The 24,511-nt window shown below is 57.0% G+C and carries 22 protein-coding genes; 6 read left to right on the top strand and 16 right to left on the bottom strand.

Annotated elements, in window-relative coordinates; genetic code table 11:
- Positions 1-86 precede the first annotated feature (86 nt).
- From Z946_RS0111005 to Z946_RS0110995, 3 genes are all read left to right on the top strand, one after another.
- Positions 87-1,004, top strand: coding sequence for an MBL fold metallo-hydrolase (locus tag Z946_RS0111005; RefSeq protein WP_025055788.1), 918 nt, complete (start codon positions 87-89; stop codon positions 1,002-1,004).
- 2 nt (positions 1,005-1,006) lie between these two features.
- A complete protein-coding gene (locus Z946_RS0111000) occupies positions 1,007-1,951 on the top strand; it encodes an MBL fold metallo-hydrolase (RefSeq protein ID WP_025055787.1) in 945 nt (314 codons plus the stop codon).
- 93 nt (positions 1,952-2,044) lie between these two features.
- Positions 2,045-3,115 (top strand): YeeE/YedE family protein, encoded by a 1,071-nt coding sequence (locus tag Z946_RS0110995; protein ID WP_311733213.1) that lies wholly within the window; start codon positions 2,045-2,047, stop codon positions 3,113-3,115.
- A gap of 43 nt (positions 3,116-3,158) precedes the next feature.
- Here the strand turns inward: Z946_RS0110995 and hemA are convergent, their stop codons facing one another.
- The 14 genes from hemA to Z946_RS0110925 form a co-directional block, all read right to left on the bottom strand.
- Entirely contained in the window at positions 3,159-4,379 is a 1,221-nt protein-coding gene (gene hemA, locus Z946_RS0110990) for a 5-aminolevulinate synthase (protein WP_025055785.1), read from the bottom strand.
- On the bottom strand, positions 4,379-4,783 hold the full coding sequence (locus Z946_RS0110985) for a DUF302 domain-containing protein (protein ID WP_037969632.1): 405 nt from the start codon (positions 4,781-4,783) through the stop codon (positions 4,379-4,381). Before Z946_RS0110985 ends, hemA begins: the two co-directional genes overlap by 1 nt.
- Positions 4,784-4,905: 122 nt before the next feature.
- Entirely contained in the window at positions 4,906-6,171 is a 1,266-nt protein-coding gene (locus Z946_RS0110980; protein ID WP_025055783.1) for an NAD(P)/FAD-dependent oxidoreductase, read from the bottom strand.
- Positions 6,172-6,197: 26 nt separating this feature from the next.
- The gene (locus Z946_RS0110975; protein WP_446459036.1) at positions 6,198-6,899 is read right to left on the bottom strand and encodes a c-type cytochrome; all 702 of its coding nucleotides are present in this window, start codon (positions 6,897-6,899) and stop codon (positions 6,198-6,200) included.
- Between the two features lie 6 nt (positions 6,900-6,905).
- Positions 6,906-7,970 (bottom strand): c-type cytochrome, encoded by a 1,065-nt coding sequence (locus tag Z946_RS0110970; RefSeq protein WP_025055781.1) that lies wholly within the window; start codon positions 7,968-7,970, stop codon positions 6,906-6,908.
- Positions 7,954-9,222, bottom strand: a complete 1,269-nt coding sequence (soxC, locus tag Z946_RS0110965; RefSeq protein ID WP_025055780.1) for a sulfite dehydrogenase — start codon at positions 9,220-9,222, stop codon at positions 7,954-7,956. The genes Z946_RS0110970 and soxC overlap by 17 nt, the downstream gene beginning before the upstream one ends.
- 37 nt (positions 9,223-9,259) lie before the next feature.
- On the bottom strand, positions 9,260-9,694 hold the full coding sequence (locus tag Z946_RS0110960) for a DsrE family protein (RefSeq protein WP_025055779.1): 435 nt from the start codon (positions 9,692-9,694) through the stop codon (positions 9,260-9,262).
- A gap of 29 nt (positions 9,695-9,723) precedes the next feature.
- On the bottom strand, positions 9,724-11,427 hold the full coding sequence (gene soxB, locus Z946_RS0110955) for a thiosulfohydrolase SoxB (protein WP_025055778.1): 1,704 nt from the start codon (positions 11,425-11,427) through the stop codon (positions 9,724-9,726).
- Between the two features lie 93 nt (positions 11,428-11,520).
- Positions 11,521-12,366, bottom strand: coding sequence for a sulfur oxidation c-type cytochrome SoxA (soxA, locus tag Z946_RS0110950; protein WP_025055777.1), 846 nt, complete (start codon positions 12,364-12,366; stop codon positions 11,521-11,523).
- A gap of 24 nt (positions 12,367-12,390) precedes the next feature.
- Positions 12,391-12,720, bottom strand: coding sequence for a thiosulfate oxidation carrier complex protein SoxZ (gene soxZ / locus Z946_RS0110945; protein WP_025055776.1), 330 nt, complete (start codon positions 12,718-12,720; stop codon positions 12,391-12,393).
- Positions 12,721-12,742: 22 nt separating this feature from the next.
- On the bottom strand, positions 12,743-13,159 hold the full coding sequence (gene soxY / locus Z946_RS0110940) for a thiosulfate oxidation carrier protein SoxY (protein WP_025055775.1): 417 nt from the start codon (positions 13,157-13,159) through the stop codon (positions 12,743-12,745).
- Positions 13,160-13,221: 62 nt separating this feature from the next.
- Positions 13,222-13,695, bottom strand: coding sequence for a sulfur oxidation c-type cytochrome SoxX (gene soxX / locus Z946_RS0110935; RefSeq protein ID WP_025055774.1), 474 nt, complete (start codon positions 13,693-13,695; stop codon positions 13,222-13,224).
- Between the two features lie 121 nt (positions 13,696-13,816).
- The gene (locus Z946_RS0110930) at positions 13,817-14,380 is read right to left on the bottom strand and encodes a thioredoxin family protein (protein ID WP_025055773.1); all 564 of its coding nucleotides are present in this window, start codon (positions 14,378-14,380) and stop codon (positions 13,817-13,819) included.
- Between the two features lie 15 nt (positions 14,381-14,395).
- The gene (locus Z946_RS0110925) at positions 14,396-15,136 is read right to left on the bottom strand and encodes a cytochrome c biogenesis CcdA family protein (protein WP_025055772.1); all 741 of its coding nucleotides are present in this window, start codon (positions 15,134-15,136) and stop codon (positions 14,396-14,398) included.
- Between the two features lie 70 nt (positions 15,137-15,206).
- Between Z946_RS0110925 and Z946_RS0110920 the strand changes: the two genes are divergently transcribed.
- From Z946_RS0110920 to Z946_RS0110910, 3 genes are all read left to right on the top strand, one after another.
- On the top strand, positions 15,207-15,578 hold the full coding sequence (locus tag Z946_RS0110920; RefSeq protein WP_025055771.1) for a thioredoxin domain-containing protein: 372 nt from the start codon (positions 15,207-15,209) through the stop codon (positions 15,576-15,578).
- Positions 15,579-15,639: 61 nt separating this feature from the next.
- Positions 15,640-15,975: an ArsR/SmtB family transcription factor gene (locus Z946_RS0110915; protein WP_025055770.1), complete on the top strand. Its 336-nt coding sequence runs from the start codon at positions 15,640-15,642 to the stop codon at positions 15,973-15,975.
- Positions 15,976-16,010: 35 nt separating this feature from the next.
- A complete protein-coding gene (locus Z946_RS0110910; RefSeq protein WP_025055769.1) occupies positions 16,011-17,063 on the top strand; it encodes a YeeE/YedE family protein in 1,053 nt (350 codons plus the stop codon).
- Between the two features lie 81 nt (positions 17,064-17,144).
- Here the strand turns inward: Z946_RS0110910 and Z946_RS0110905 are convergent, their stop codons facing one another.
- Positions 17,145-22,610, bottom strand: a complete 5,466-nt coding sequence (locus tag Z946_RS0110905) for a beta strand repeat-containing protein (protein WP_025055768.1) — start codon at positions 22,608-22,610, stop codon at positions 17,145-17,147.
- The gene (locus tag Z946_RS0110900) at positions 22,561-24,309 is read right to left on the bottom strand and encodes a ShlB/FhaC/HecB family hemolysin secretion/activation protein (protein ID WP_025055767.1); all 1,749 of its coding nucleotides are present in this window, start codon (positions 24,307-24,309) and stop codon (positions 22,561-22,563) included. Before Z946_RS0110900 ends, Z946_RS0110905 begins: the two co-directional genes overlap by 50 nt.
- Positions 24,310-24,511: the final 202 nt, after the last annotated feature.

Raw genomic sequence — 24,511 nt, 5'->3', positions numbered from 1 at the left:
CAGTTTCGTTACGATCATCATCACGCTTGCCCCGTGCGGTACATTGGTTCATATTCAAACAACGGAATAAATGAAGGGGAAAGCAGATGGTCACACGGCGTAAGTTCATGGCGGGCGCAGGCGGGCTGCTGGCAACCCACGCAACCGGTCTTTTGCCCTCAACGGCACATGCTCAATTGGGCTTTGGCGATATCCAGATCGATGTGGTGAGCGACGGATCCCTGACCCTGCCGGGCGGGTTTATCTTTGATCCGATGCCGCAGGACGAATTGATGCCTTTGCTGGAAAAGCTGGGCCAGTCACCCGAGGTTCTGACACCACCATGCAACGTGACGCTCATGCGGCAGGGCGACAAGGTGGTGCTCTTTGATGTGGGATCGGGGCCTGATTTCTCTCCGAACTCCGGCATCGTGCTCGACAGTCTCGCCGCGCTTGGTGTGGCACCCGAAGACGTGACCGATGTTGTCTTTACGCACGCCCACCCCGACCACCTTTGGGGGCTATTGGACGACTTTGATGACCCGCTTTTCACGCAAGCCAATTACCTGATGGGTCAGGCGGAGTGGGACTATTGGATGAACCCCAATACTGTCGACGAGATCGAGGAAGCCCGCGTCTCTTTCGCGGTCGGGGCGCAACGCAGACTTGATATGATTAAGGAACGGATGAGTTTCTTTAACGATGGGGACGAGGTACTACCGGGTGTTGCGGCGCGGGCGACCTTTGGACACACACCGGGACATATGGCGCTGGAAATCAGTCAGGGATCCGATAGCGTGATGATCCTGGGCGACAGTATCGGCAATGATCACGTGGCGTTTGCACGGCCTCAGTGGCTGTCCGGCTCGGATCAGGATCCGGAAACCGCAGCGGCCACACGTATGTCTCTGATGGACCAGTTGGCCCATAATAAAACCCGCGTCATCGGCTTTCACCTGATGGGTAACGGCATCGGATATGTGGACAAGACCGCAGACGGTTATTCATTTGTGGCGGAGGCATAAAGATGCGCTTTATTGCACTGATTTGCACCCTCATCGCAGCGCCCGCGCTCGCCAGTGAGGATATTCCGGACCAATATCCGGCCTCCCTGCTCTACTCCAAACCTGTTGAGGTAATCCCGCATGTGTTCTCTGCGATCGGTGCTACGGCCCCTTCGACTTATGACAATGCAGGTCACAACAATAATCTGAGCTTTATCGTGACAGGCGATGGTGTCGTGGTGGTAAACAGCGGCGGGTCCTACCTGCTAGCCAAGGCACTGCATGACGAAATCAAGGTCGTAACGGATGAGCCCGTCAAGCTGGTGCTGACCGAGAACGGTCAGGGTCATGCAATGCTTGGCAACGGCTATTGGGCGGAGCAAGGCGTCAAGATCGTGGCCCATTCGGATGCCGCGGCGGAGTTTGCAGAATACGGACCGCAATCATTGAGCGGCGCACAGGGGCGGTTGAAGGACCGCGCCGAAGGGACCGAAGTTGTGGCCCCGACAGAAACCTTTGAGGACAGCTTTGACGCGTCTCTGGGTGATATCAAGATCGAGGCACGCTATCTGGGGCCAGCGCATAGTCCGGGTGATATCGTTGTCTGGTTGCCGCAGCAAAGCCTTGTCATCTCGGGCGATGTGGCGTTTCACGAACGAATGTTGCCGATCTTTGATCACACCTATACAGCCGACTGGATCGAAACGTGGGAGAACGCGTTCGAGCCGCTGGGTGCGACCTACGTCATACCCGGCCACGGTCACCCCACCAATATGGATCAGGTGCGCCGCTATACGCTCGATTATCTGGTCTATTTGCGCGGAAAGATTGGCGAGCATCTGGAGAATGGCGGCGATCTGTCAGAGGCTTACTATGTCGATCAGACGCCATATGCGCATCTGGATACCTACGAAGAATTGGCCACCAAGAATGCGGGCCGCGTCTATGAACAGATGGAATTCGAGTAGAGTTTTCACGCCTCATCACCCCTTGATCCACGTCAAAGAAATTGGGTGCCGAACCGCCTAGGTTCAGCGAAACGCGGCTATGGGCGATGTATGATGGAAAACCTGCTTGAGACCTTTGGCGAAGGGCCAGTCCTTTTCGTCTCTGCTTTGTTGATCGGTTGCCTGTTCGGAGCTGCGGCACAACATTCCCGGTTTTGCCTGCGGGCCGCGACCATCGAGTTTTCGCAAAACATGTGGGGCCCGCGGATCGCCATCTGGTTCGTTGCCTTTTGCGCGGCAGTCCTGGGTGTGCAATCGGCGATATCATTCGGTGTGCTTGACGTCTCCGCCGCACGTCCTTTGGCAACCCAAGGGAGCCTGTCAGGCGCAATTCTGGGTGGATTGCTGTTCGGGTCCGGCATGATATTGGCGCGGGGCTGTGCAAGCAGGCTTTTGGTCTTGTCCGCCACGGGCAATTTGCGGGCGATTGTCACCGGATTGGTCCTGACGCTCACCGCACAGGCCGCATTGCGCGGTGTGCTGTCACCTCTACGCGAAAACCTTAGCGCGCTCTGGACCATTCAAGGTGGCCCTTCGCGCAGCCTGCTGTCACTTTCGGGTGTGCCATCGACCATTGTGGCGTTTTGTGCCGTCCTTGGGCTTGGCTTGGCTATCTGGTTCGCGCATCACCATCGAAACAGTGCGGGTAAAATTATAGCGGCCGTTCTGGTGGGCGTTGCCGTGTCTTTGGGGTGGATCGTGACCTATGCCATCGCTCAGGCCTCTTTCGAAGTCATCGCGATCTCTTCCATCACCTTTACCGGACCATCCGCCGATACGCTGATGGGTTTTGTCAACGAACGGTATCTGCCGATCAGCTTCGGGTCCGGGCTGGTGCCGGGAGTGTTCTTTGGTGCTTTCGTCATGGCGGTCTGGAACAAGGAAGCCAAGCTGCAACGGTTTGAAGCTGAGACCCCGATGGAGCGGTATCTGGTAGGCGGTGTGATGATGGGGTTTGGCAGCATGCTGGCAGGCGGCTGTGCCGTAGGTGCGGGCATGTCGGGCGGCGCGATCTTTGCGCTGACGGCCTGGCTTGCACTGCTGTCCATGTGGGTCGGCGCGGTTGCCACGCAGTGGATCGTACAGGCGGGCAACGCGACGCCCAAAACACCGCGACCCGCCTGATCGGATCAGACGGGTCGCAGATAACGCTGGGCGTTGTTTTGATTTACTGTGCGGCGAGTGGCATGCGGGCCAGTTGGCAATATTCCCAAAGCTGTCCCAAGGCCCCTACCAGATGGTCAATGTCTTCCGCCGTATGAACCGGCGACGGTGTGATGCGCAATCGTTCGGTTCCTTTGGGCACCGTGGGATAATTGATCGGCTGGATGTAGATGCCGTATTCCTTAAGCAGTACATCAGAGATGTATTTGCATTTGACCGGATCGCCGACCATCACGGGAATGATGTGGCTTGGGTTATCGACATGGGGGATGCCCAGTGCCTCAAGCCGCGCGCGGACTTCGGTCACCTTGGCCTTTTGCAAATCACGCTCTGCGCGGCTTGCTTTGAGGTGCCGGATCGAGGCGGCCGCGCCCGCGGCCACTGCAGGTGGTAATGCCGTGGTAAAGATAAAGCCGCTCGCGAAGCTGCGGATAAAATCGCAAAGCGCTGCCGAGGCCGCGATATAGCCCCCCATAACACCAAACGCCTTCCCAAGTGTGCCTTCGATGACGGTCAGGCGGTCCATCAGCCCTTCGCGTTCTGCAATCCCGCCACCGCGCGGCCCGTAAAGTCCAACGGCGTGTACTTCGTCGAGGTATGTCATGGCGTTGTATTTATCGGCCAGATCGCAGATTTCGCGGATCGGGGCGATATCGCCGTCCATGGAATACACGCTCTCGAACGCGATAAGCTTGGGGCGGTCCAGAGGCAGTGCGGCCAGTTTGGCCTCCAGGTCTTCCAGATCATTATGCTTCCAGATCATGCGCTCCGCTTTGGAATGGCGGATGCCTTCAATCATGGAGGCGTGATTGAGCGCATCAGACAGCACCACACAATCGGGGATGCGGCCCGCAAGCGTGCCAAGGGCCGCCCAGTTCGAGACGTAGCCGGACGTGAAAAGAAGTGCAGCTTCTTTGCCGTGCAGATCGGCCAGTTCGGCCTCTAGCAGGACGTGATCGTGGGTTGTGCCAGAAATGTTGCGTGTGCCACCTGCACCCGCCCCACAACGGTCGAGCGCGTCATGCATCGCGCCCAGAACCGACGGATGCTGTCCCATGCCCAGATAGTCGTTCGAGCACCAGATGGTGACGTTCGCCACATCAGCGCCGCGTGCGGTTGCTTTGGGGAAAGAGCCACAGTGACGCTCGAGATCGGCAAAAACGCGATAGTTTCCCTGATCGCGCAGATCATCCAGCGCGCCGGTAAAGAAATTCTGGTAGTTCATCAGTCCCCCACGGCCTCTTGCACGATGGTATCGAGCAGCGCCTGTACTTCTTGCATCGGGCCTTGCGGGTAGTTGCGGTATCCCACCATGACCTTGTCTTCACGTTCCGCCACGAAAATCCCGTAGGGACAGTGGGCGATATTCATCGGGTCGGCTTCCATCACCTTGCGGGACAGAACCGCAGAGCAGAAGACAAAGATGTCGGCTGCTTCAAACAGCTTCACAGAGCTGCCAACGTCGCCAGCAGTCCGGTTGAGCATTTCGCCCGTGTGGCTCACGTAGTCAATGACCAGCCCTTGACCCACAATGGCGCTTTCGACGCTAAAGGTCGCGTCCTCAAAGCTGCCGTCGAACTCGTAGACCGTTGAGGTGTCTTCGGCAATTGCAGCACCTGCAACGCCCATTAGGCCGCCCAGTACAGTCGCCATCAAGAATGATCTGGTCATATTGTCCTCCTGTTTGCGGGTCACTTTGACCGGATTCGGAATGCGCTTCCTTGACCTGTGTCAAAACAGCGCCGTAGTTTCTAGCCGAACATGTCGGAGGTGATCCCGGCATACCAGCCTTCGGATTCCTCGTACGTTGCCTTGCGCAGATCGGCTGGCTCTCCTGTTGCGGAGATAAAGCCGTCTACTTTGGCGATCTTTTCATCCGTCGCCTCATAGGTGGCACCCACTTTCACACCATCGTTTGTGTCGATAAGCGACCAGCATGTATTGGAGAATTTGGCCGGGAACACTTTGGACCCCGTGAGAGCACCGCGCACCGCGTTGGCACACACCTTGGCCTGCGAATTGGCGGAGTAGCCTGATTTTGGCATATCGCCCTGCTGCGACGCATCGCCCAGCACATAGATGTCGGCATCAGCCTTGCTGGACATATCTGCGGCATTGACCGGTGCCCAGTTGCCGTCTGTGACGCCTGCAACCTCAGCGATGTGGCCCGCCTTCATGGCCGGGATGACATTGCAGACATCCACATTTGTGACCTCGCCGTCGATGGTGACGGTCATGGCGGCAGGATCGACTGAGACGTTGCCGCCACCGAAGTCCTCGCCGATCCAGTCGATCATCCCCTCGTAGTGGTTCGCCCACCCTTCCTGGAACAAACCCTGCTTGGAGAACTTTGGCTTGGGGTCTGCAACGATGATCTTGGCTGTCGGATTGTTGGCCTTGAGGTAATGCGCGACCATCGACACCCGCTCGTATGGGCCGGGGGGACAGCGGTACGGATTTGGCGGTGCCACCATGGCAAAGGTGCCACCTTCTGGCATAGCCATCAGCTGCGCCTTGAGAAGCTCGGTTTGTGATCCGCCTTTATAGGCATGTGGCATGGCATTTTGTGCAGAGACATCCCAGCCTTCGACAGCACCATCAACAAAGTCGATGCCGGGGCTGAGGATCAGCTTGTCGTATGGGACAGAGCCACCCGAGGCGAGCGAAACGGTTTTTGCGTCGCGGTCCACACCAACGGCCCAGTCATGCACGACATTCACGCCGTTTGCCGCAAGTGTGCCATAGCTATGACCCAGATCGTCCATCTCTTTGAAGCCCCCTAAATAGAGGTTCGAAAAGAAGCACGTATAATACATGCGCGTAGGTTCGATCAGCGTTACGGCGATCTCGCCCTTGCTGTCCTTGGCAATATAGCGCGCGGCAGTTGCACCACCGGCCCCGCCACCCACGACAACAACGCGGGGTTTGCCATGGCCGTCCGCAAATACTGACGGTGCGCTCAATGCAGCCGCAGCCGCAGCACCGGTGCCGATAAAGACACGTCTGTTGAGTTTCATAATTATCTCCTCCCTAAAATGGCCTCTTATTCGAGGTCCTTGAAATACGCGGCAATGGCCGCGATCTCTTCGTCAGACAGCCGGCCTGCCATCATTTGCATGACGGGGTGGGGTCTGAGCTTTCTTTTATACGCGTGCATGGCCACCACGAAATCTTCGGTCGGCCAACCGGTAATACCGGGGATGCCATCGTTTGCACCGCTGGTCTGGTGACAGGTCTTGCATTCGCTAGACAGGTAGTCACCGTATTCGGGATCGCCCTGAATGGCCAGAATCGCGGGATCCAGGTCATGATCCGTACCAGTCGCTGTCGGCTCCGCCTCTGGAATATCCGCCGGATTATCGGAATAGGCGCGAAGATAGGCCAGCAGGTGAGACCGTTCTTCGCGGTCCTTGATCCCGCGAAAGCTCATCCGTGTTTTTGACACCAGCGCTTTGGGGTTTTCTATGTAGGCGTCCAGCGTTTCTTCGGTCCAGATCAGACCATCGTCGCCAGCCCTTAGCATGCTTTTGGAGTATTTGGCATCTTCCATGGACCCCGCGGCGCGTCCAAAAATACCGTTGAGGTGCGGCCCGACACGGTGTTTGGCCCCCTCGCCGATCTGGTGGCATGATTTGCACTGCTTAAAGATGTCGGCACCCTTTTCGGGATCGCCAAATTCATTTGCAGAAGCAGCCCCCGCGAGCAAGGATGCAGCGAGGGCCGATAGGATGTGCAAGCGTGGGATCACAAGTCAGTTCCCGACCGACTTCAGGTATTCGATCACCGCTTTCTGGTCGTCTTCTTTCTTGAGACCGGCAAAGGACATCTTGGTGCCTTTCATATAGCCTTTGGGCTTGGCAAGGAATGCCGCCAGTTCATCCTCGGTCCAGATCAGGCCGCCTTCTGCCGCGGCTTTCATCGGTTTGGAATATTTAAAGCCGTCAACAGCGCCTGCTGGTCCGTCAACTATGCCGGTAAGGATAGGGCCAGAGCGGTTCTTTGCGCCTTCACCGATCTGGTGGCAGGATTTACATTTACGGAACACCTTCTCACCCGCCTTAGCCAGATCAGGATCAAACGCTGCTTCCGTAACGACGGCGACTTCTTCTGCTGCCGGTTCTTCGGCAGCGGCGGTGACTTCCATCACTTCTGCCGCTTCCTCAATTGCCTCTGATGCGCCCTCTTCTTCGGGTGTCACGTCCAGCACCATCGCGCGCATCGTGACTTTGACTTCGCCTTCCTTGCAATTCTCCATGCAAGGCTCACCAGACCACTGGGCGTATTCCGTCTCTGCGCGATCATCGATGATAAAGCCGTCAGCGTTGGGCATCTCGACATCAAAAAACGTTTCGTTCGACAGAACGAAGTCGTCATCGATCAGGTCGTTGGAATAGAGGATATAAGCGACGATCGCATAGACTTCATCATCGCTCAGCGTGCCTGCATTGCCGTAGGGCATAGAACGTTTGATGTAGTCATACGCCGTGCTCAGATGGGGCCAGTAGGAACCGACCGTCTTCAGCGGATCTTCGTGATCAAGCGTATCGGCACCGCCTGCGAGTTTGGGCCAGTTGTCGATCCCTTCGGCGAAATCGCCGTGGCAGGCGGCACATTGGTCGGCAAAAATCTCTTCGCCGTCCATCGCGTCACCGGAGCCTACAGGCAGGCCTGTGCCATCGGGGCTGATATCGCCGTCCCATGCGGCAATCTCTTCTGGCAGTGCGGTCCGGCCCAAGCCCAGCTTGCCGGCCATGGCAGGCACAGCGATCATCAGAAGGGACGCCGCGATGGCCGTTGATTTAAGAAACTTCGACATTTTCCGCCTCCCCGTTGGCGCGCACCAGCCATGTCTGGATACAGTTGTTGTGGTAAATTGAATTCAGCCCGCGCACTTCGCGCAACTGCGCTTTGGTCGGCTGCACATATCCGGTTTCGTCCATGGCACGACTTTGCAGCATCATTTCCGAACCGTCCCATTCGGTATCCAGATAGAACCGCGTTAGCGCCATCTTTTCACCTGGCTTGGCCAGCCGTGCGGTTTCCCATGTCATGCCGCCATCCTTGGACACATCAACGCGGGTGATTGCACCGCGCCCGGACCATGCAAGGCCAGAGACCACCAGCGGGCCTTTGCCATGGGTGATCGGTGACTGCGGGCTAGGGCTGGTAACGACAGATTTCGCATCCATCTCCCATGTCCACTTGCGGCTGGTGCCGTCCTCGAGCGTGTCGGTATATTTAGAGGTTTCCTCGCGGCTTTCGACGGGACCGTCCATCACCTCGATCCGGCGGATCCATTTGACCCACATGTTGCCTTCCCAACCGGGCACAACAAGACGCACAGGGTATCCGTGTTCCTTACGCAGCGCTTCACCGTTCGCCTTGAAGGCGATCAGGCAATCATCCAGCGCCTTTGCCATCGGAATGGAACGCCCGTTCGAGGACGCATCGGCCCCTTCGACAAAAACCCATTTGTCCTTGAGATCACCAGCGGTGTCGAGGCCCGCTTCCTCAAGCAACGTGCGCAGTGGTACGCCGGTGTATTCCATATTGTGGATCATGCCGTGGGTGAACTGTGCCCCGTTCAACTGTGCGCCAGCCCATTCCATGCCAGTATTTGCCGCGCATTCGCAGAAATAGACGTGGTTCTGACGCGGGAAACGCTCAAGATCAGCATAAGAGAACACCAGCGGGTTATCCACCAAGCCGTTGATCATCAGACGGTAGTCTTCTTTCTTCAGATCAATCGCGCCCGAATGGTGACGCTCGAACGCGCAGCCCTGAGGTGTGATTGTACCGTCAAGCGCGTGGATCGGCGTGAAATTGATCGAGCTGACCGTATCTGCCGTCAGCCATTCAACATTGCGGCGGATCACATCGCCTTCGTGCGCGGTCGGGAGACCGTAAGGCGTGGCGTCCACACCGTCGCCAAAGGATTGTGCCCAAGGCTGTACTTCAGTTATCAAAGGGTCTGGTGTCGCGGCTTTTGCCGCGGTCGCAACAGTGGCGGCGGCACCTGCGGCAAGCCCTTTGGTAAGAAAGCTCCTGCGAGATGTATCGTTCGACATGGGGTCGCTCCGTTTTCAGTCTTTCAGCGTCATGGCCCTAGGGCCGGATGTAGGAATAATCATTTTCCTGTAGCTCGATCAGACGGACGACGCCGGAAGGCACCAATCCGGCTTCGTCAATCAGCGTAATTTCTTTGCCCGCCTTTTTGCTCATGTTGCGGTGGGTGTTCCCGCAGGCGGCAAAGGTCAGGTTTTCAATCTCAAGCGACATCGTGGAAATTCGGTCCTCGACCGGGCTTTTGCCGGCGACGAACATGTTCAGCCCCGGACCATAAGCCACGACTTCGACCATGACGGTGTCGCCTTGGCTTTCGTAATGCTTGGTCAGGTTTGCCACATTGTTCAGCGCCATATTCATCACTTTGGGATCATTCTCATCCACGTGAATGGCTACACGGTGTGTGACACCTTCTGCCAAAGCACCCGTTGCCAGCGATGCGGCGATTAGGGCTGCGCCAAAGAACTTCTTCATTTCCAGTCTCCTCCGTCGATTGCTCCGGTTCAGATACCGGCCACTTTCACGCTGTTGTTCGGATCGAGGGAAATTGTCCCTTGCTTGGCGATATGCGCCTCGACCACATCCCAGATTTGCGGGCCTTCGGTATCCTCGTTCACGGATGCCCAACCGGCGATCTGGTAAGTCTTAGCGGGGTCAATCGCCTCTCCGGTTTTCAGCAGGGTCATCTCGGTGATGCGGCTGCCTTGTGGTTTGGTTACGTCAATGCGGTAGCCAAGACCGCCAGTGCGCACCATGTCGCCACCCTGCTGGTAGTAGGGGTCGGGATTGAAGAGGTTATCGGCCACGTCTTCAAGCACCACGTGCAGGAATTCACCGGTCATTTCAGTGCGATACGCTTGTCCGTATGTCATGGAGGTCACGTTCCAGATGTCTTCACGCGTGATGTCCTGACCGGGCAGTACCGACGGCCCCCAGCGTACGCCGGGCGACAGGGCAATATCCGCTTCACGCTCGGATATCAGCGCATCACAAATCAGATCGTCCCATGTGCCGTTAAAATTGCCGCGGCGATACAGTGTTTGGTCGTCGCCCGTTCTGCCGATGACTTCGGTCAGTTGGTCAAGGTAGGGCGCGCGCTGTTCATCGATCAGCTTGGTAATTTCAGCATCCGGCGTGATGACGTCTGAGAAAATCGGGATCAGCTTGTGACGGAAGCCCATCATGCGACCGTCTTGCACATCCAGATCGACGCGGCTGACAAATTTGCCGTTGGAACCGGAGGCCACGATAATAGTCTCGCCTACCAGAACAGGCTCGGGCAGCGCATCATGTGTATGGCCCGACAGGATCACGTCAATACCTGTGACGTTGCCTGCCATCTGTTTGTCCACGTCAAAGCCGTTGTGCGACAGGCAAACGACCAGTTCGGCCCCTTCGGCGCGGACTTCATCCACCATTTCCTGCATCCGCTCGTCGCGGATACCGAATGAGTATTCAGGGAACATCCAGCCGGGGTTGGCGATGGGCATATAGGGGAAAGCCTGTCCGATAACGGCGACTTTGACACCGCCGGTCTCGTAGAATTTGTAGGGCGGGAACAGCTCTGCGGGTTCGTCCCACTCAGCGTCGAAGATATTCTGCCCCAGCGCCGCGAAAGGCAAACCTTCCACAATCTCTGCCACGCGGTCGGAGCCTAGCGTGAATTCCCAGTGGAACGTCATGGCGTCAGGTTTCAGCGCGTTCATCACGTTGACCATGTCCTGGCCTTGTGTGTGATAGCAGGTGTAGCTGCCGTGCCATGTGTCGCCGCCATCCAGCAGCAACGCGTCCGGACGGTCCGCTCTGATCGAGTTGATAACGGTAGAGACACGGTCTAGCCCGCCCACGCGGCCGTACCCTTGCGCCAGAGACGCAAAGTCGTTGTAGGTCAGCGCATAGGCAGAGGGACTGCCATCGTCGATGCCGTAAAGCTTGCGGAAGTCGGCACCGGTCACGTGCGGCACGGCCCCCTTGTTGTCACCAACACCGATGTTGACCGAAGGCTCGCGGAAATAGATCGGTTTGAGCTGTGCGTGAATGTCGGTGACGTGAATCAGGGAAACATTGCCGAATGTATCAAACTCAAGCAGCTTATCCTGCGTCAGCGCCTGCTGTGCGGCCAGCTTCGCCCAATTGCCAAAGCCGGAGCCACCATAGAGAGCGGCAGCGGCCATACTGGTTTGCAGGAAATCACGGCGAGAAATCATCTGGAGGCTCCCAATGTGCATACATATGCGCATTATTGAATTTTTAAGGTGACAAAAAAGCCCCGCACCGAAAGCTCGGACGGGGCTTTTCAGTTAGTTACGGATCGACGGTCCTTCGACGCTCAGACCGTTACCGCGTGAAGCGACGTAAAGCTCCAGTGCGACGAACTCAGGGCTGCCGGGGCTGTATGTTTCCGCGCGTGTGTCGCGGACGCAGCCCTTGAAGCGTGAATGCGCGCCGTTCAGCTTGGTGTTCTTCAAACGGTAGACCGGAAAGCCGTTGATCTGGCCCTGGCTGAGATGATCCGCACGGATCATCATGCCATAGCTGTCTTCGTGGCAATTGGCGCAAGACAATTCTAGCTGGCCCGTGCGGGTGTAATAAAGCTCTTTGCCCATTTCCCACGTTGACTGTGCAGGACCATCGATGGCGACGTTGACCGGCATGCCGCGCGATACAGAAGACAATGCTGCTTCCATGTTGATCGCGGTGCCACTGTCGTATTTCCACGCCTCGGCACCCATACGGTTGGTCCGGCAATCGTTGACCTGCATTTGCAGGGTCCGGACCTCACCAGCCGCTTCGTTCCACTTGGGGTATGTCGCTTTGACACCAGCCATGCTGTCCATGTCGTTATGGCAGGACGAGCATGACTTGCCTTCGGAACCATCAGCGGTTTCCCAGACTTCCTGAGCCTGCTCAACAAAGATCATGCCGGGATTGTCAAAGTCGTCTGCCTGCATTGCACGGGTCTCCGTGCCACGAAACAGCCAACCAGACATCACTTCGTCCAGCGCATCAGAGACATGCGCCGGTGCCGCGGTGCGGGTCACCATGGTTGTTTCTTCGTTAAGGACCAGCGTGTCGTCAACCGGATCGGCGGCAGCGAATGTCGTGGTCAGCAAGGTTGCCAGAATGGCGCCTGCGTATTTTTTCATGGTGTCCCTCCCAAGACGTATGATTCAGCCGACGGCGATTGATTTGGTTTCTTCGTAGACCGAGCCGTCATCGTCATACCATGTGAACTTGAATTCACCGGCTTCGGGCACAGTGGCCTGAAACTCGAAATATGGATTGGTCGAGATCGCCGGCTCCATCGTCACGTCAACAACGTTCTCACCGTTAAAATCGCAGGTGAAGCGGTTGATGATCGAGCGCGGTATCGTGTTACCTTCTTTGTCTTTACGCTGACCGGATTCCATCTTGTGGCTGATCAGTGTCTTGATGGTAACCGCTTCGCCAGCGGACGCTTTCTTGGGGACTTTGACGCGAGGTTTTACACCAGATGCCATGTTAATACTCCTCTAAACCTGTTTAGCCGCCGCAGCCGCCGATTGTCACTTTGACGGCGCTTGTGGCCTGAACGAACGAACCATCCTCCAGCTTTGCAATCGCCACGACATCCTGCGTTCCGGCGAGCCGGATACGGGTAGAGGCCGCGCGCGCCGCCGCCAGCTTGCCGAATTTAAAGTTTGCAACGCCGGGTGTGGGGTTGCCGGTGGCCAGCACCAGAATCTCAACCGCTGTGTCTGAGGACACTTCGATTGGCACTGTATTGCCGTTTTCAGCAATCTCGGGCGCTGTCAGTTTGATGTCGCCTTCGCCCACTTCTGCACCGCCGGTAAAAGCCGCGATTGCGTCTTCGGTGGCCGCGTTTGCGCGGAAAGGCAGACCTGCCATAAGCAGTGCAGCACCGCCCAGCAAAATCGCATTACGTCTTGTAAGTTCCATAACTCTTGCTCCTTCAACCGCTCGCAGGCAAGGCATCATATTCCTCGCCCCGAAGGGTTCTATTAGTCCTTGAGCGTGGTCAGATAAGCCACGACATCTTCGATTTGTTGCGCGCTGAGCAGCGGGCCAAATGTATCATCAGCGGCTTTGCCGGTGTAGGCGTTGCCGGGACGGATAAAACCTTCGGTCTTGTAGAACGCTGGCATCATGCTGTCTTCGAACATGATTTTGGCGTTGGACACGATCCCGCGCAGCTCTGCTTCGGTCCAGCGGTCACCCGCACCATCGAGCATTGGCCCGATTTCCCCCTGGAAAGGCACATCGGCCAGATCGCTGACCTGATGGCAAGCAACGCAGTTGCCCTGCCCCTTGTCGCCGACGATCAAACGGCCATTGGCCGCATCACCCGGCTGACCCGACAAGGACTGCGAAACAGCCCCGTCTTCATAGCTTACAGCTGTTGGCTCAATGTCTGCCGCGAAGGCCGCTGTCGCGATGCACCCGACCGCTGCGACTGAAATGACAAAACTCTTCATGCGTCCTCCCAAACGTATTTGTTGGCATACCGTAGCGCACGGAAACGTGAGCACGCAAGAACAAATTCACAAAACTGAATTATAGTATCTATTCCCCACGGTCTGGCAGAACACGATTTGCTCAGTTGCTCTGCTCGGCGAACTTACGGGCATGATACTTTTGGAAACTTTCGTCGGTGTCATACCCTTTTTCGACAACCCAGTTCAGCATATTGAATGTGGTATAGCGGCCAAACGCACCGGGCATTGTCGCCACAGCCGCCTGCGTGGCGGTCTGGTCGGGCCCGACTTCTTCTGGAAAAAACAGAATCATCGGCGTGAACAAGGCACCCCACTTTTTGACCATATCTTTCTCAGGCAAGGCCGTGCCGTCAAAGTCCGTGAACTCAACATCGCCGAACATATTGATCTGCACGACAAAGAAGTTTTCCTCGATGTAGTCCGCGACTTCGGGGATCGGGAACACCTCTTCATGCATCTTCTTGCAGTAGATACAGCCCCGCTGTTCGATCATCACCATCAGGCGTTTGCCTTCGGCGTTTGCTTCTTCCAGATCCTCACTTAGGTCCTTGAAGGTGTCACGCATCCATGCGGTTTTGTGCAGACCGTCATCGCCCAGTTCACTGGCAAACGCACCAAAAGCCATCGCGCACGTAAGCACCGCTGCTGTTAGTATCTGTTTCATCCCATATCCTCTCTGTTATCTGAGCACGCCGATATCCGGCCCGACTTCCAGCATCCACTGCGCGATATAGTTCATTGAGTTTGTGGCAATCAGCAAACCAAAGACAATCAACATCGCGCCCATGATCTTTTCAATGAGGCCCAAGTGCCGTCGGAAGCGCGTCATCCAGCGCATGAAGGGCCCGATAAAGAACGCAGCAAGCACGAACGGGGCCGTCATTCCGAGGCCGTAGACAAACAAGAGCCATGCGCCGGTTGATGCCGTATCAGCCCCGGCCGCCGTGAACAGGATCGCCGCAAGAACGGGGCCGACACACGGGGTCCAGCCAAAGGCAAAGGCAAGGCCGATCACATAAGCGCCGATCAAACTGACGTTTGTTGTGGCCCCCGCGTCCGCACGCAGCTGGCGGTACAGTACACCGATGCGGACCACCCCCAGGAAATGCAGGCCCATTGCAATAATGATGGCCGCTGCGATCCAGCGCAGCACATCGAAATAGTCCCGCACGACCTGACCAAAGAGCGTCGCTGCCGCGCCCAGCCCCATGAAGATGGTGATAACACCAGCCGCGAAAAAGCACGCTGACAAGACAGCGCGCCGGCGCACATCAGGGCCAATTTGCGCATCCGCCGTGATCTGGTTCATGCCCACCCCCGCAAGATAACTGAGGTAGAAGGGAACAATCGGAAGGATGCAGGGCGACAGAAAGGAAAGAATGCCCGCAAATGCGGCGCCTGCAAAGGTGATCTCAAGCATCTGCCGTCCCCGCTCTTGTCTAATTCACATATTCATATTATGTTTTATGACAAGCAAAGGTCAATTTCGCATGTCGCTGAGAACGTATTTTTTCGCCGGACTGCTGGCTATCGGGTCTGCTGTCGTCGCGGCAGCAGAGACGCAGCTTGTCATGGTTGAGGAAAAGGGCTGCATCTGGTGCGCCCGCTGGAACGAAGAGATTGCGCCGATCTATCCCAAAACGTCCGAAGGCAAGGCCGCTCCGTTGCGCCGCATAGACATCCATGCGCCCCGGCCCGATGATGTGGACTTTGCACGTTCCCTGCATTTTACACCCACCTTTGTGCTGGTTGTAGACGGTCAAGAAGTGTCGCGGCTTGAAGGATACCCGGGAGAGGACTTCTTTTGGGGATTGCTTGAAAAGATGCTGGCGGATGCCGCTATAGAAACCACCGGATCTTGATGGTTCGGTCTGAATAATTTTTGGCTCTGCCTGCGCGCGGAGTGACGCAAATGAGGACGTTATGGGTCTACCGGTTTTCGACGTTGATATGTGTGCCGAGGATATGGACAAGATGGCAACCAATGCCATGGCCGCTGCCAATTTCCTCAAGGCTATCAGCCATGAAGGACGTTTGATGATCCTTTGCCATCTTGCGTCCGGTGAAAAATCTGTGACCGAACTCGAAGAGCTGTTGTCAGCGCGGCAGGCGGCTGTGTCCCAACAGCTTTCGCGCCTACGTCTTGAAGGACTTGTAACTCCCCGTCGGGAAGGCAAGACAATTTACTACAGCCTGTCCGACAATCGCCCAAAACAGATCATGGAAGTTGTCTACGACCTCTTTTGTCGCGACAGCTAGGCAGTTCATGCGCCGAATGACAGACCGCCAGCGAAATGATTGATGCCCTCCCCGAACCTGTCTGGGTGGCACTGATTGGCATGGCAGGCGGCATACTATTGGGTTTGGCAGCGCGGATCGGGCGCTTCTGCACCTTGGGCGCCATAGAAGACCTCTATTACGGCGAAAGCCCGCTGCGCCTCCAGATGTGGGGCATTGCCATCGGCGTCGCCGTCATCGGTACGTTTGGCCTTTCAGGGCTGGGCTTGCTTGATCTTGGCGACACTTTATACCTGTCGCGCAGATGGAACCCCTTCGAGAGCATCGTAGGCGGGCTAATCTTTGGCTACGGTATGGCTCTGGCCGGAAACTGCGGATACGGTGCCTTGGCCCGGGTGGGTGGCGGTGATCTGCGATCACTTCTGATTGTTCTCGTGATGGGCATTTTTTCATACATCACGCTCAACGGCCCTCTCGCCGGTTTGCGCGTCTGGCTCTTTGGCGTGCCTGAACCGTCATTGGAACTACCGACCCTCGCGGGCGCATTCGCACAGGCCAGCGGAGTGCCGTTAAACATCGCCGGATGTGTTCTGGGCATCGCCATTGTCGGACTGACCCTGACCAGCAAGCCTTTGCGGCAGGCAAAAGACTTCATCTTTTGGGGGCTCATTGTGGGCATCGCCATCGTTTCCGGCTGGGCCGGCACTTCATGGGTTTCATCGCAGGGGTTCGACGGTTTGCCAGTTGTCAGCCACACCTTCTCTGCACCGCTAGGCGAGACAATGCTTTATCTGATGACATCGTCGGGCGACACGGTGAGCTTTGGCGTCGGATCTGTCGTGGGTGTCCTGATCGGAGCGTTACTGGGCAGTCTCTACAAAGGTCACTTCCGCTGGGAGGCCTGCGATGATCCGCGGGAGCTGCGCCGCCAGTTGTTGGGAGGCGCATTGATGGGGACCGGTGCAGTGGTTGCGGCAGGGTGTAGCGTCGGACAGGGTCTGTCGGCTTTCTCGCTCCTTGCGTTTAGCGCCCCCGTGACACTGCTTTGCATAATGGCCGGTGCCGCGCTTGGGTTGCGACAACTCATACTGGGCTTTCAGCGCTACTGATACAACTCGACGACCGCCAGCAAAAAAGGCCCGAAGGGATGTCTAAATCCTGTCGGGCCTTTGGATTGTCATGATCCGCGATCAGAGTTCCGCAGCGCGGCTGAGCGAGATGCCTACATTATCCACCGCAGCAGCGACTGTGGTCACGGTCGCCCGCTGAACCGCCACAAGATCCGGATCATCTGCACGCAGCAGGTTGATCGACTTGCGAATTTCGGTGGCTGCCGTGCTAAGAGCGGCCTGCGCTTCACCAACCGCTTCACGGCGGATTTGCTGACGCTGGGCATCTGTCGTCGCACCGGCAAGACGGGAACGCGCGCGGTTCTGCGCAATGTTCACGCTCCGGCTTGCATCACGCACAATCTCCGCCACGCTCTCCATACCCGGCGGCAAATCCGTCGAGATTTCGTCCAGCTCTCCGGCAAAGTCGTTCAGCGCGTCCGAAAGACAGTCGAGATAGCGGTCCACATCGGCCAGCCCGCCACTACAGCTATTCGTCGAGGTCTCAAGCGTGGTGGAGATCTCTTCGACAGCCTCAAGGGTCGAACGCGCTTCGGAAATCGCAGCACTTGCCGGTGATGTGCTGCCACCTGTGATCACAGCGCGGCCTGCATCCGCAAGAGCGGCGAAATCAAGCCCTGGGTCGCGTGGGTTAGGCAGAACAATCGTTGGATTTGTCTGCGGCAGGAACAGCGAACGTACAGGCTCCGGATCAGGTTCGACCGGAGGCTCCACAGGTGGCTCGACCGGCGGTTCCACTGGCGGCTCCACCGGTGGCTCAACAGGAGGTTCGACCGGTGGTTCAACTGGCGGCTCGACCGGCGGTTCAACAGGGGGTTCGACCGGAGGCTCCACTGGCGGTTCGACCGGTGGTTCAACGGGTGGTTCGACAGGAGGATCGACCGGTGCACCTTGCGCGTTTACGGTCATCGTACCTGTTGCGATATCAACGGTATAGTTCCCCAGATTGTTACCTTGTGGGGCCGACCCGTTGATGTCGAAATTACCTGCTTCGGCACTTGCCGGAGCACCATCACTGGTCAGTGTCAGGCTATCCACAGTATCGCTCAGGAGCAGACCTGTTGTGGTGAACTCTGTCCCGTTAAAGACAAACTCGGACCCTTCAGTCTTGGTCTGGTCAAGTGGTGTGATCTCAAGCGGAACAGGTGTCACCGTCATCTGCGCAACAGGCGCGAACGTGATGGCATAGTTGTCGGTTCCAATCCCGTTCACCGGCGCACTGCCTATGATTGCGAATGGCCCGTCAACCACGTTTGCAGCTTCCAAAGCACCAGGCGATGACAGTGTTACCTCATCCAGCGTGTCAGCGTTGAAAAGCGAACCGGCGGTGATCGTAAATTCGGTTCCGTTAAAGGCGAATGTCTGACCATAAACCTTGGTCTGGTCATCCGGCGTTACTTCGAGCGGCGCAGGAGCGACGGTCATCGTAGCGCCCGTACCGAATGTGATATTGTAGTTGGTTGTGTTCGTACCGTTCACCGGACCGCTGGCGGTAATCGCATAAGGCCCGCCTGCGACGGTGGCCGTTTCAGGCGCACCCAGAGAGGACAACGCGATATCATCGACAGTGTCAGAGAAGAACAGGCTTCCGCCTGTCACAGTGAACTCGGTCCCCACAAAGACAAATTCACTGCCATATGTCTTGGTCTGGTCATCAGGCGTAAGCTCAAGCGGTGCCTGATTGATCGTCGCAGCACCGTCGAGCGCCACAACCGTATAGGTTTGGCCCAGCGTGCTGTTCAGGGGCGTGGTATCTACCGTAAAGCTTGTTCCAGCAGTGCTTTCATCCGGGAAGGTCAACGTCTGGAAGATCGGCGCGGTATCCAGCGTGTCCGCGGCATCATCAAAAACATAAAGTGCTGGACCACCGGTCACCGAGCCAGTGGTCGTCGCACCTGTGGTACCGCCATAGGTCAATGTGACGGGATCGGGCTGCGCAAAGACAACCAGATCAATGGTATAGATCGACGGATATCTGCCGGTCGTACCGGGTGCCCAGACGTTGTCGAAATCCCATCCCTGACCATCCGCGAACGTAAAGAAGCCACCGGTATCTTGCAGTTCCAGTGTCGTCAGACCGACACCCTCGGCCGGGTTGGCCGCATCGGGAATGCCAGAGGTGTCCACATCCCAATAGGACGCTGTTACGGTCGCACTTGTACCGGCCGCCCCGATCAGACCACCGACAACGTTGGGACCCGGGGCACCGGTGCCAGACGGCGTACCGCTCGCAAACGTATTCACGATGTTACCTGTGTCGACAGCACCCAAAAGGCCGCCTATGGTTTTGCCCCCTCCGCCTGTCGCAGTGACGTCCCCCTGAGCGTAACCATCCTGAAGCAAACCGGACCCCATGACACCGGTATGACCGCCTGCGCGGATATTGCGTGTATCGTTCGTGATATCCACATCGCCGCGCGCGCCGGTCCGTACCAAGTTACCGAAGTTGCCCCCGGTAAACCCGCCGACGTCAGCACCCGCGTTGAGTGTATCATTCACTGAGGCTGGCAGCGTGACTGTTACATCCGATAACGCAAGGCCATCCGTGACCGAGCCCGAATTTGTACCGGCGAAACCGCCGACAGTTGGTGCATGTGCCGTTGCGGATACAATTACATCGCTGCCCAATGAGGCCGCTCTGTTGATTGGTCCGGTATTCGTCCCCACAAGGCCGCCGATATCCGCAACCGCGAAACTCTCTGTTGCGGCATTGATCGTGACATCGACGCTTCCGCTTGCCGTCACATCATCTACAGGACGCACCGCAGTGTTTGCATTGTTGCCGATCAATCCACCGACCTGCAGTGCACCACCGACTGCATCGACGGTGACAGAGCCGGTCGCCGAAGAATCCGTGATGGTACCGATGTTGTTGCCCGCAAGACCCCCGATTGTCGCGCCGAACGACTGGCTCACAGTAGCGGCGACGTTCACGCTTGCGCCGCTGTCCACAATGCCTTCGATAGATTGGTTTTCGCCAGCGATGCCGCCTGCAAACAATTCACCGCCCGTACCGCCAGTGGTCAGCGATCCTGCGGCTGCGACAGTATCCACCGTCCCACGGTTGTCACCGACTACACCGCCAACCCGACGCGTCACACCGGACGTGATACCGCCCTCGATGATCGTTCCGGTAAAGCTGCTGTCTGAGATCGTACTCGTCGAGTTCGATCCTACGACACCGCCAAGATTCAGGTCCACATCGTCCGTATCTGTAGAAATTATGTTGCCTGCGAAATTACCATTATCGAGAGTTGATCCACCTTCGAGTGATCCAACAATGCCGCCGACATTCGCACCGTCAACGACGTTGATGTTCCCGCTGACAGTGACGTTCGTTACCTGTGTACCGAGTCGCGTGGTATTGATCACCCCACCGATGTTATCGGTACCTGTGATGGAAATTCCCGTGAAGCTGAGGTTGGAAATGTCGGCACCGGTTGTAAGACCGAATACGCCTGCCTCTGTGCCAGCAGACGTAAGGTTTGAAACGGTATTGCCCTGACCATCCAATGATCCGCGAAAGCCCGGGAAAATACCCTCGATCTTCTGGAAGCCGTTGCCGCCGTTCCATGTTGCTGTGACAGATGCGTCGATGGGTCCGGCCAGAGCAAAGCCAGTTGTATTGAACGCCTGTGACCCCATGCCCTGAAAGCCATAGATGTCGATAAGTTGGTAAGGATCAAGGGCGGTTCCGCTACCGCCCGTGGCACGCAGGAAGCTGGTGCCGCCGTCCAAAAAGAAATCATCTGCAGCAAAGCCGGGCAGAAGCGCAGCGTTCTGGAACCAATCGCCGTTTTCCAGATCAAAGCGGCCTACGTTAACCACGCCGCCCGCGCCCGTCGTCACGACACCACCGGCGTTGATCTCAAAAGTACTGCCGCTGCCATTTACGGCTGCGTTCAATACGACATCGCCAACCGCATTAAACCTCAGGATGGTGCCGGACGCCCAGTCGACGTCAGCGTTCACGGTAATGTCGCCGTTCTGGGCACCGCCGGTGTTGGTTTCGATCGTGACGTTGTTAAGACCAAGGAAGGTTTCGAGTTGCGTCACGGAAACAACAGAATCGTCTCCGGATGGATCAAAGGTAACCGTGCCTGTACCGCTGAATGCACCATTGGTATTGCCCGGCACATCTTCAATAAAAACGTTATAAGGATCGAGCAGCAGCGTGCCGAATGCACCTTTGACCGCGCTGGTGTCTACCATACCGCCAAATGCGAGCGTTTCTTTACCCGAGACTTCGACAAAGCCGCCGTCACCGCCCAGCTCACCGCCACGCGCCGTGATATTGCCGTCAAAATCGGTATGGATATCCGACCAGAGGACCACGCGGCCACCGTCACCGGTGCTGATCGCATCCGCGTTGATAGAAGTTGCCGCATCAACACTCAGGTACAGCGCGGAAGGCAAACTGTCACCGCCTTTGAAAGCGCCGCCGATGTGGATGACCCCTGCTCCGTCACCGCCGCTTGCGTCGATCTCTGCTCCGGTCAGCTCAATATCGCGGCCCAGAATGGTGATGTCGCCACCGCCGCGCTTGGGCTTCGGCCGAGGGGATTGCGCCACAACAACTGCCGGGCGCGCTGGCTTTTTGGCCTTGGTCCTCACCTTGCCGGAAACGGTTACGCGACCGCCTGCACCGCCGCCCAGAATGATCGTACCACCGCGCACGGAAACCGAGCTGGCTTCGGCCACACCTGACAGATTGATCGCATGGCGTGCTGCATGGCGTGCAGTAGCCGCGCGCATTTCAATCGAACCGCCTTCAGCGGAAACTGTGCCTGAATGTTCAATCAGCGCGCGCGTCTCGTCATCATTTCCCTCTGAGGGAACCTCGATTTGCAAGAACTGGTCGCCCGAGAAATCCAATGTGGCGCGTTCGCCCGCACCAAAGCCGATGCGGCCCATGGGAACCATCACAACACCGGAGTTCGACACACGCCCCCCCAGCAGTGCGGCAAAACCGCCGCGTCCGATCACAACACGACCCGCGTTGGATACTTCGGCAGAGTTGCCATTCCCCTCAAACCGCAACCTGCCCGCCATGAAATCGTCGTCGTTGGTATCAAGTGTCGAGCCGACAAAGCCGCCGCCCGCGCTGACCTGACCATCCTTGCCAATGAACAACCCGTTCGGGTTCACCACAAAGACCTGACCATTGGCTTTCAGTTGTCCGTGGATCTGGCTGGTGGTGCCCCCTGTGACCCTGTTCAGGATCGCACTGGATGTATCAGGCTGCCGGATATCGACGGTGTTGTTCTTACCGATGGAGAAAGAACCCCAGTTCAGCACAGCACGGTCACTGCCCTGATTGAGGATCATCTGCCCCGGTGTGGGCGTCGTAATATCGACGCTGCCCTGCACGACAGTTCCGTTTTGCGGCAGGGTATCCTGCGCAAACGCACCATTTGGCAGCAGCAAACCCAATACAACAAGGGTTAGCGGTGCCAGTCTGGTGCTGCCCCAGCGATCAGAAGCGGAAATTGCCCGAAATGCTGAAACGCGTGTTGTCCGAACCATTGTCCCGTTCTCCTCTGGCCACTTCGACCCTCAAACTACTTGCTCTAAATCTTGATTCTGTCTGTGAAAATAAATCCAGCCCGACGCCGAAGGAGTGGGCGCCTTCATTGTCCCGCTCCACGACTGTGGGCTGTTCGATTGAAACGCCACCCACAGCCACAAAGGCATAAGGGCTTAGCAGTACCGGCGTCTCACCGAATGTCGTCTTTGTATTATGTGCGACCTCTGCACGGATCAGCCAACCACTGTCGCCGCGCAACTCACCGGGTTCAAAACCCGACAGCTCGCGCGCACCTGACAAGCCGAACTGTTCAGATGTCAAAAGCGGATCGCCAAATGACATCTGTGCGCGGCCCGTTATCGACAGCACAATGCTGTCCGACAATGACCGCTGATGATATCCCGAAAGGCTAAGCTTGGTGAACTTTGCATCCGCGCCTTGCCGCGACAGCGGTGTGCCGGCACCGACATCATCCAGCGTGCGCGCGCCCAGCGCATCCACACCGCGTGACAAAACAGCGCCTACGTCACTGAAGGCACCATCATCGTGAATATAGCTGAGACTGCCACTCAAGCGCAGCGCAGTAATCTTGTCGTCGTAAATGGGTGTCGTACCGCCACCGGCGATCAGGTCCTGACTGTCGTGCTGGCGGTCGATGGAAAACTGGGTGGTCACGTTGACCTGCCGTGAGCGCACAAACGGATAGATCAGGCGCAGCGACTGACGGTCGAAGTTGGAGCGCGTAGGCGACAGCACGTCATCCGGTGTTGTATCGCTGGATGTGATTTCACCATTAAGCGCCAGACCGTCGCCGCCGATGGGCAGAATAAAACCACCAGCCAGCACGCGGTATTGCGGATCGCTGCCAAAATAGTCGGAAGGACTTCCTGAGGCGCGGGCGTAAAAGGTCTCCCCAAAGCCGAAGGGGCTGTTGAACTCGACACCGGCACTCAGATTGAAATTACCGAGTGAGTCCGTGATGTTGTTATCAAACCCGACAAAGCCTGTGATCTTCTTATACTCCGGCTCCAGCGTCAGAACCGTGCCGCCCGGAAGGTTGCCCTGACCCAGCGCAGAACCAAGTGCAACACCGGCCGTATCGCCAGCCAGCAACAATTGCCGCTCAAGCTGGCGTAGTGTGATCCCCTTGCGGTTGACCAGAGGGGCCGTCAGGCGGTCGATCCGCTTTTGAATTTCCGGTGGCGCGGCAGTGGTATCGACAGTTTCAACAAAACCGTCAACAACTGCGACGCGCAAAACACCGCCATCACGCAGGCTTTGTTGTGGCAACACGATACGCGCCAAAACATAACCCGCATTTGCGTAGGCTTCTTCAAGCGCTGCCACTTCGTTAAACAGGTCAGAGACCGCAACCCGTCCGTTAGTCAGCTTTTCGGACAACCGCGCATTGGCTTCGGCCATCTGAGGCAGACCACCTTGCAGGTTGACGTCTGACAGTGTGATCCCGATCTTCTCCGCGCCAGCGGGAGCCTGACTTCCCGTCGCACCAGAGAACACAATAGCGCCATTCAGCTTTTGCAAAGGTGGCGCGAAGTTTTCAGGAGTAACCGAGCTGGCGGTCGTGGTGTCTTGCGCGTACCCGATTTGTGGTGCGCCAAGCCCCGCAGCAATAACAAACAACGCTGCGGAAATCAGCCTTGCGGCAACAGATTTACGGCGCGAGTTTCCGGTTACCATATGGCACCCTCCAAACATTCAAATCAGGCAGTCGGAAAAAATAATTACTAATTCGACTGATAATACTACAAATTCGATCACAGGCTAATCGTGACGGGACACAGCATGCAAGGGTTTTTGGTTAACTTCAAAGACCTGTAAGCCAAGTGAAGGACACTTTGGGCTCAAGAAAAACTCACTGTGGCTGCAATACCACGTCCAT

Source organism: Sulfitobacter noctilucicola, from assembly GCF_000622385.1.
Lineage (GTDB): Bacteria > Pseudomonadota > Alphaproteobacteria > Rhodobacterales > Rhodobacteraceae > Sulfitobacter > Sulfitobacter noctilucicola.
The sequence above is the reverse complement of the archived record's forward strand: the minus strand, read 5'-3'. Positions and strand labels throughout refer to the sequence as shown.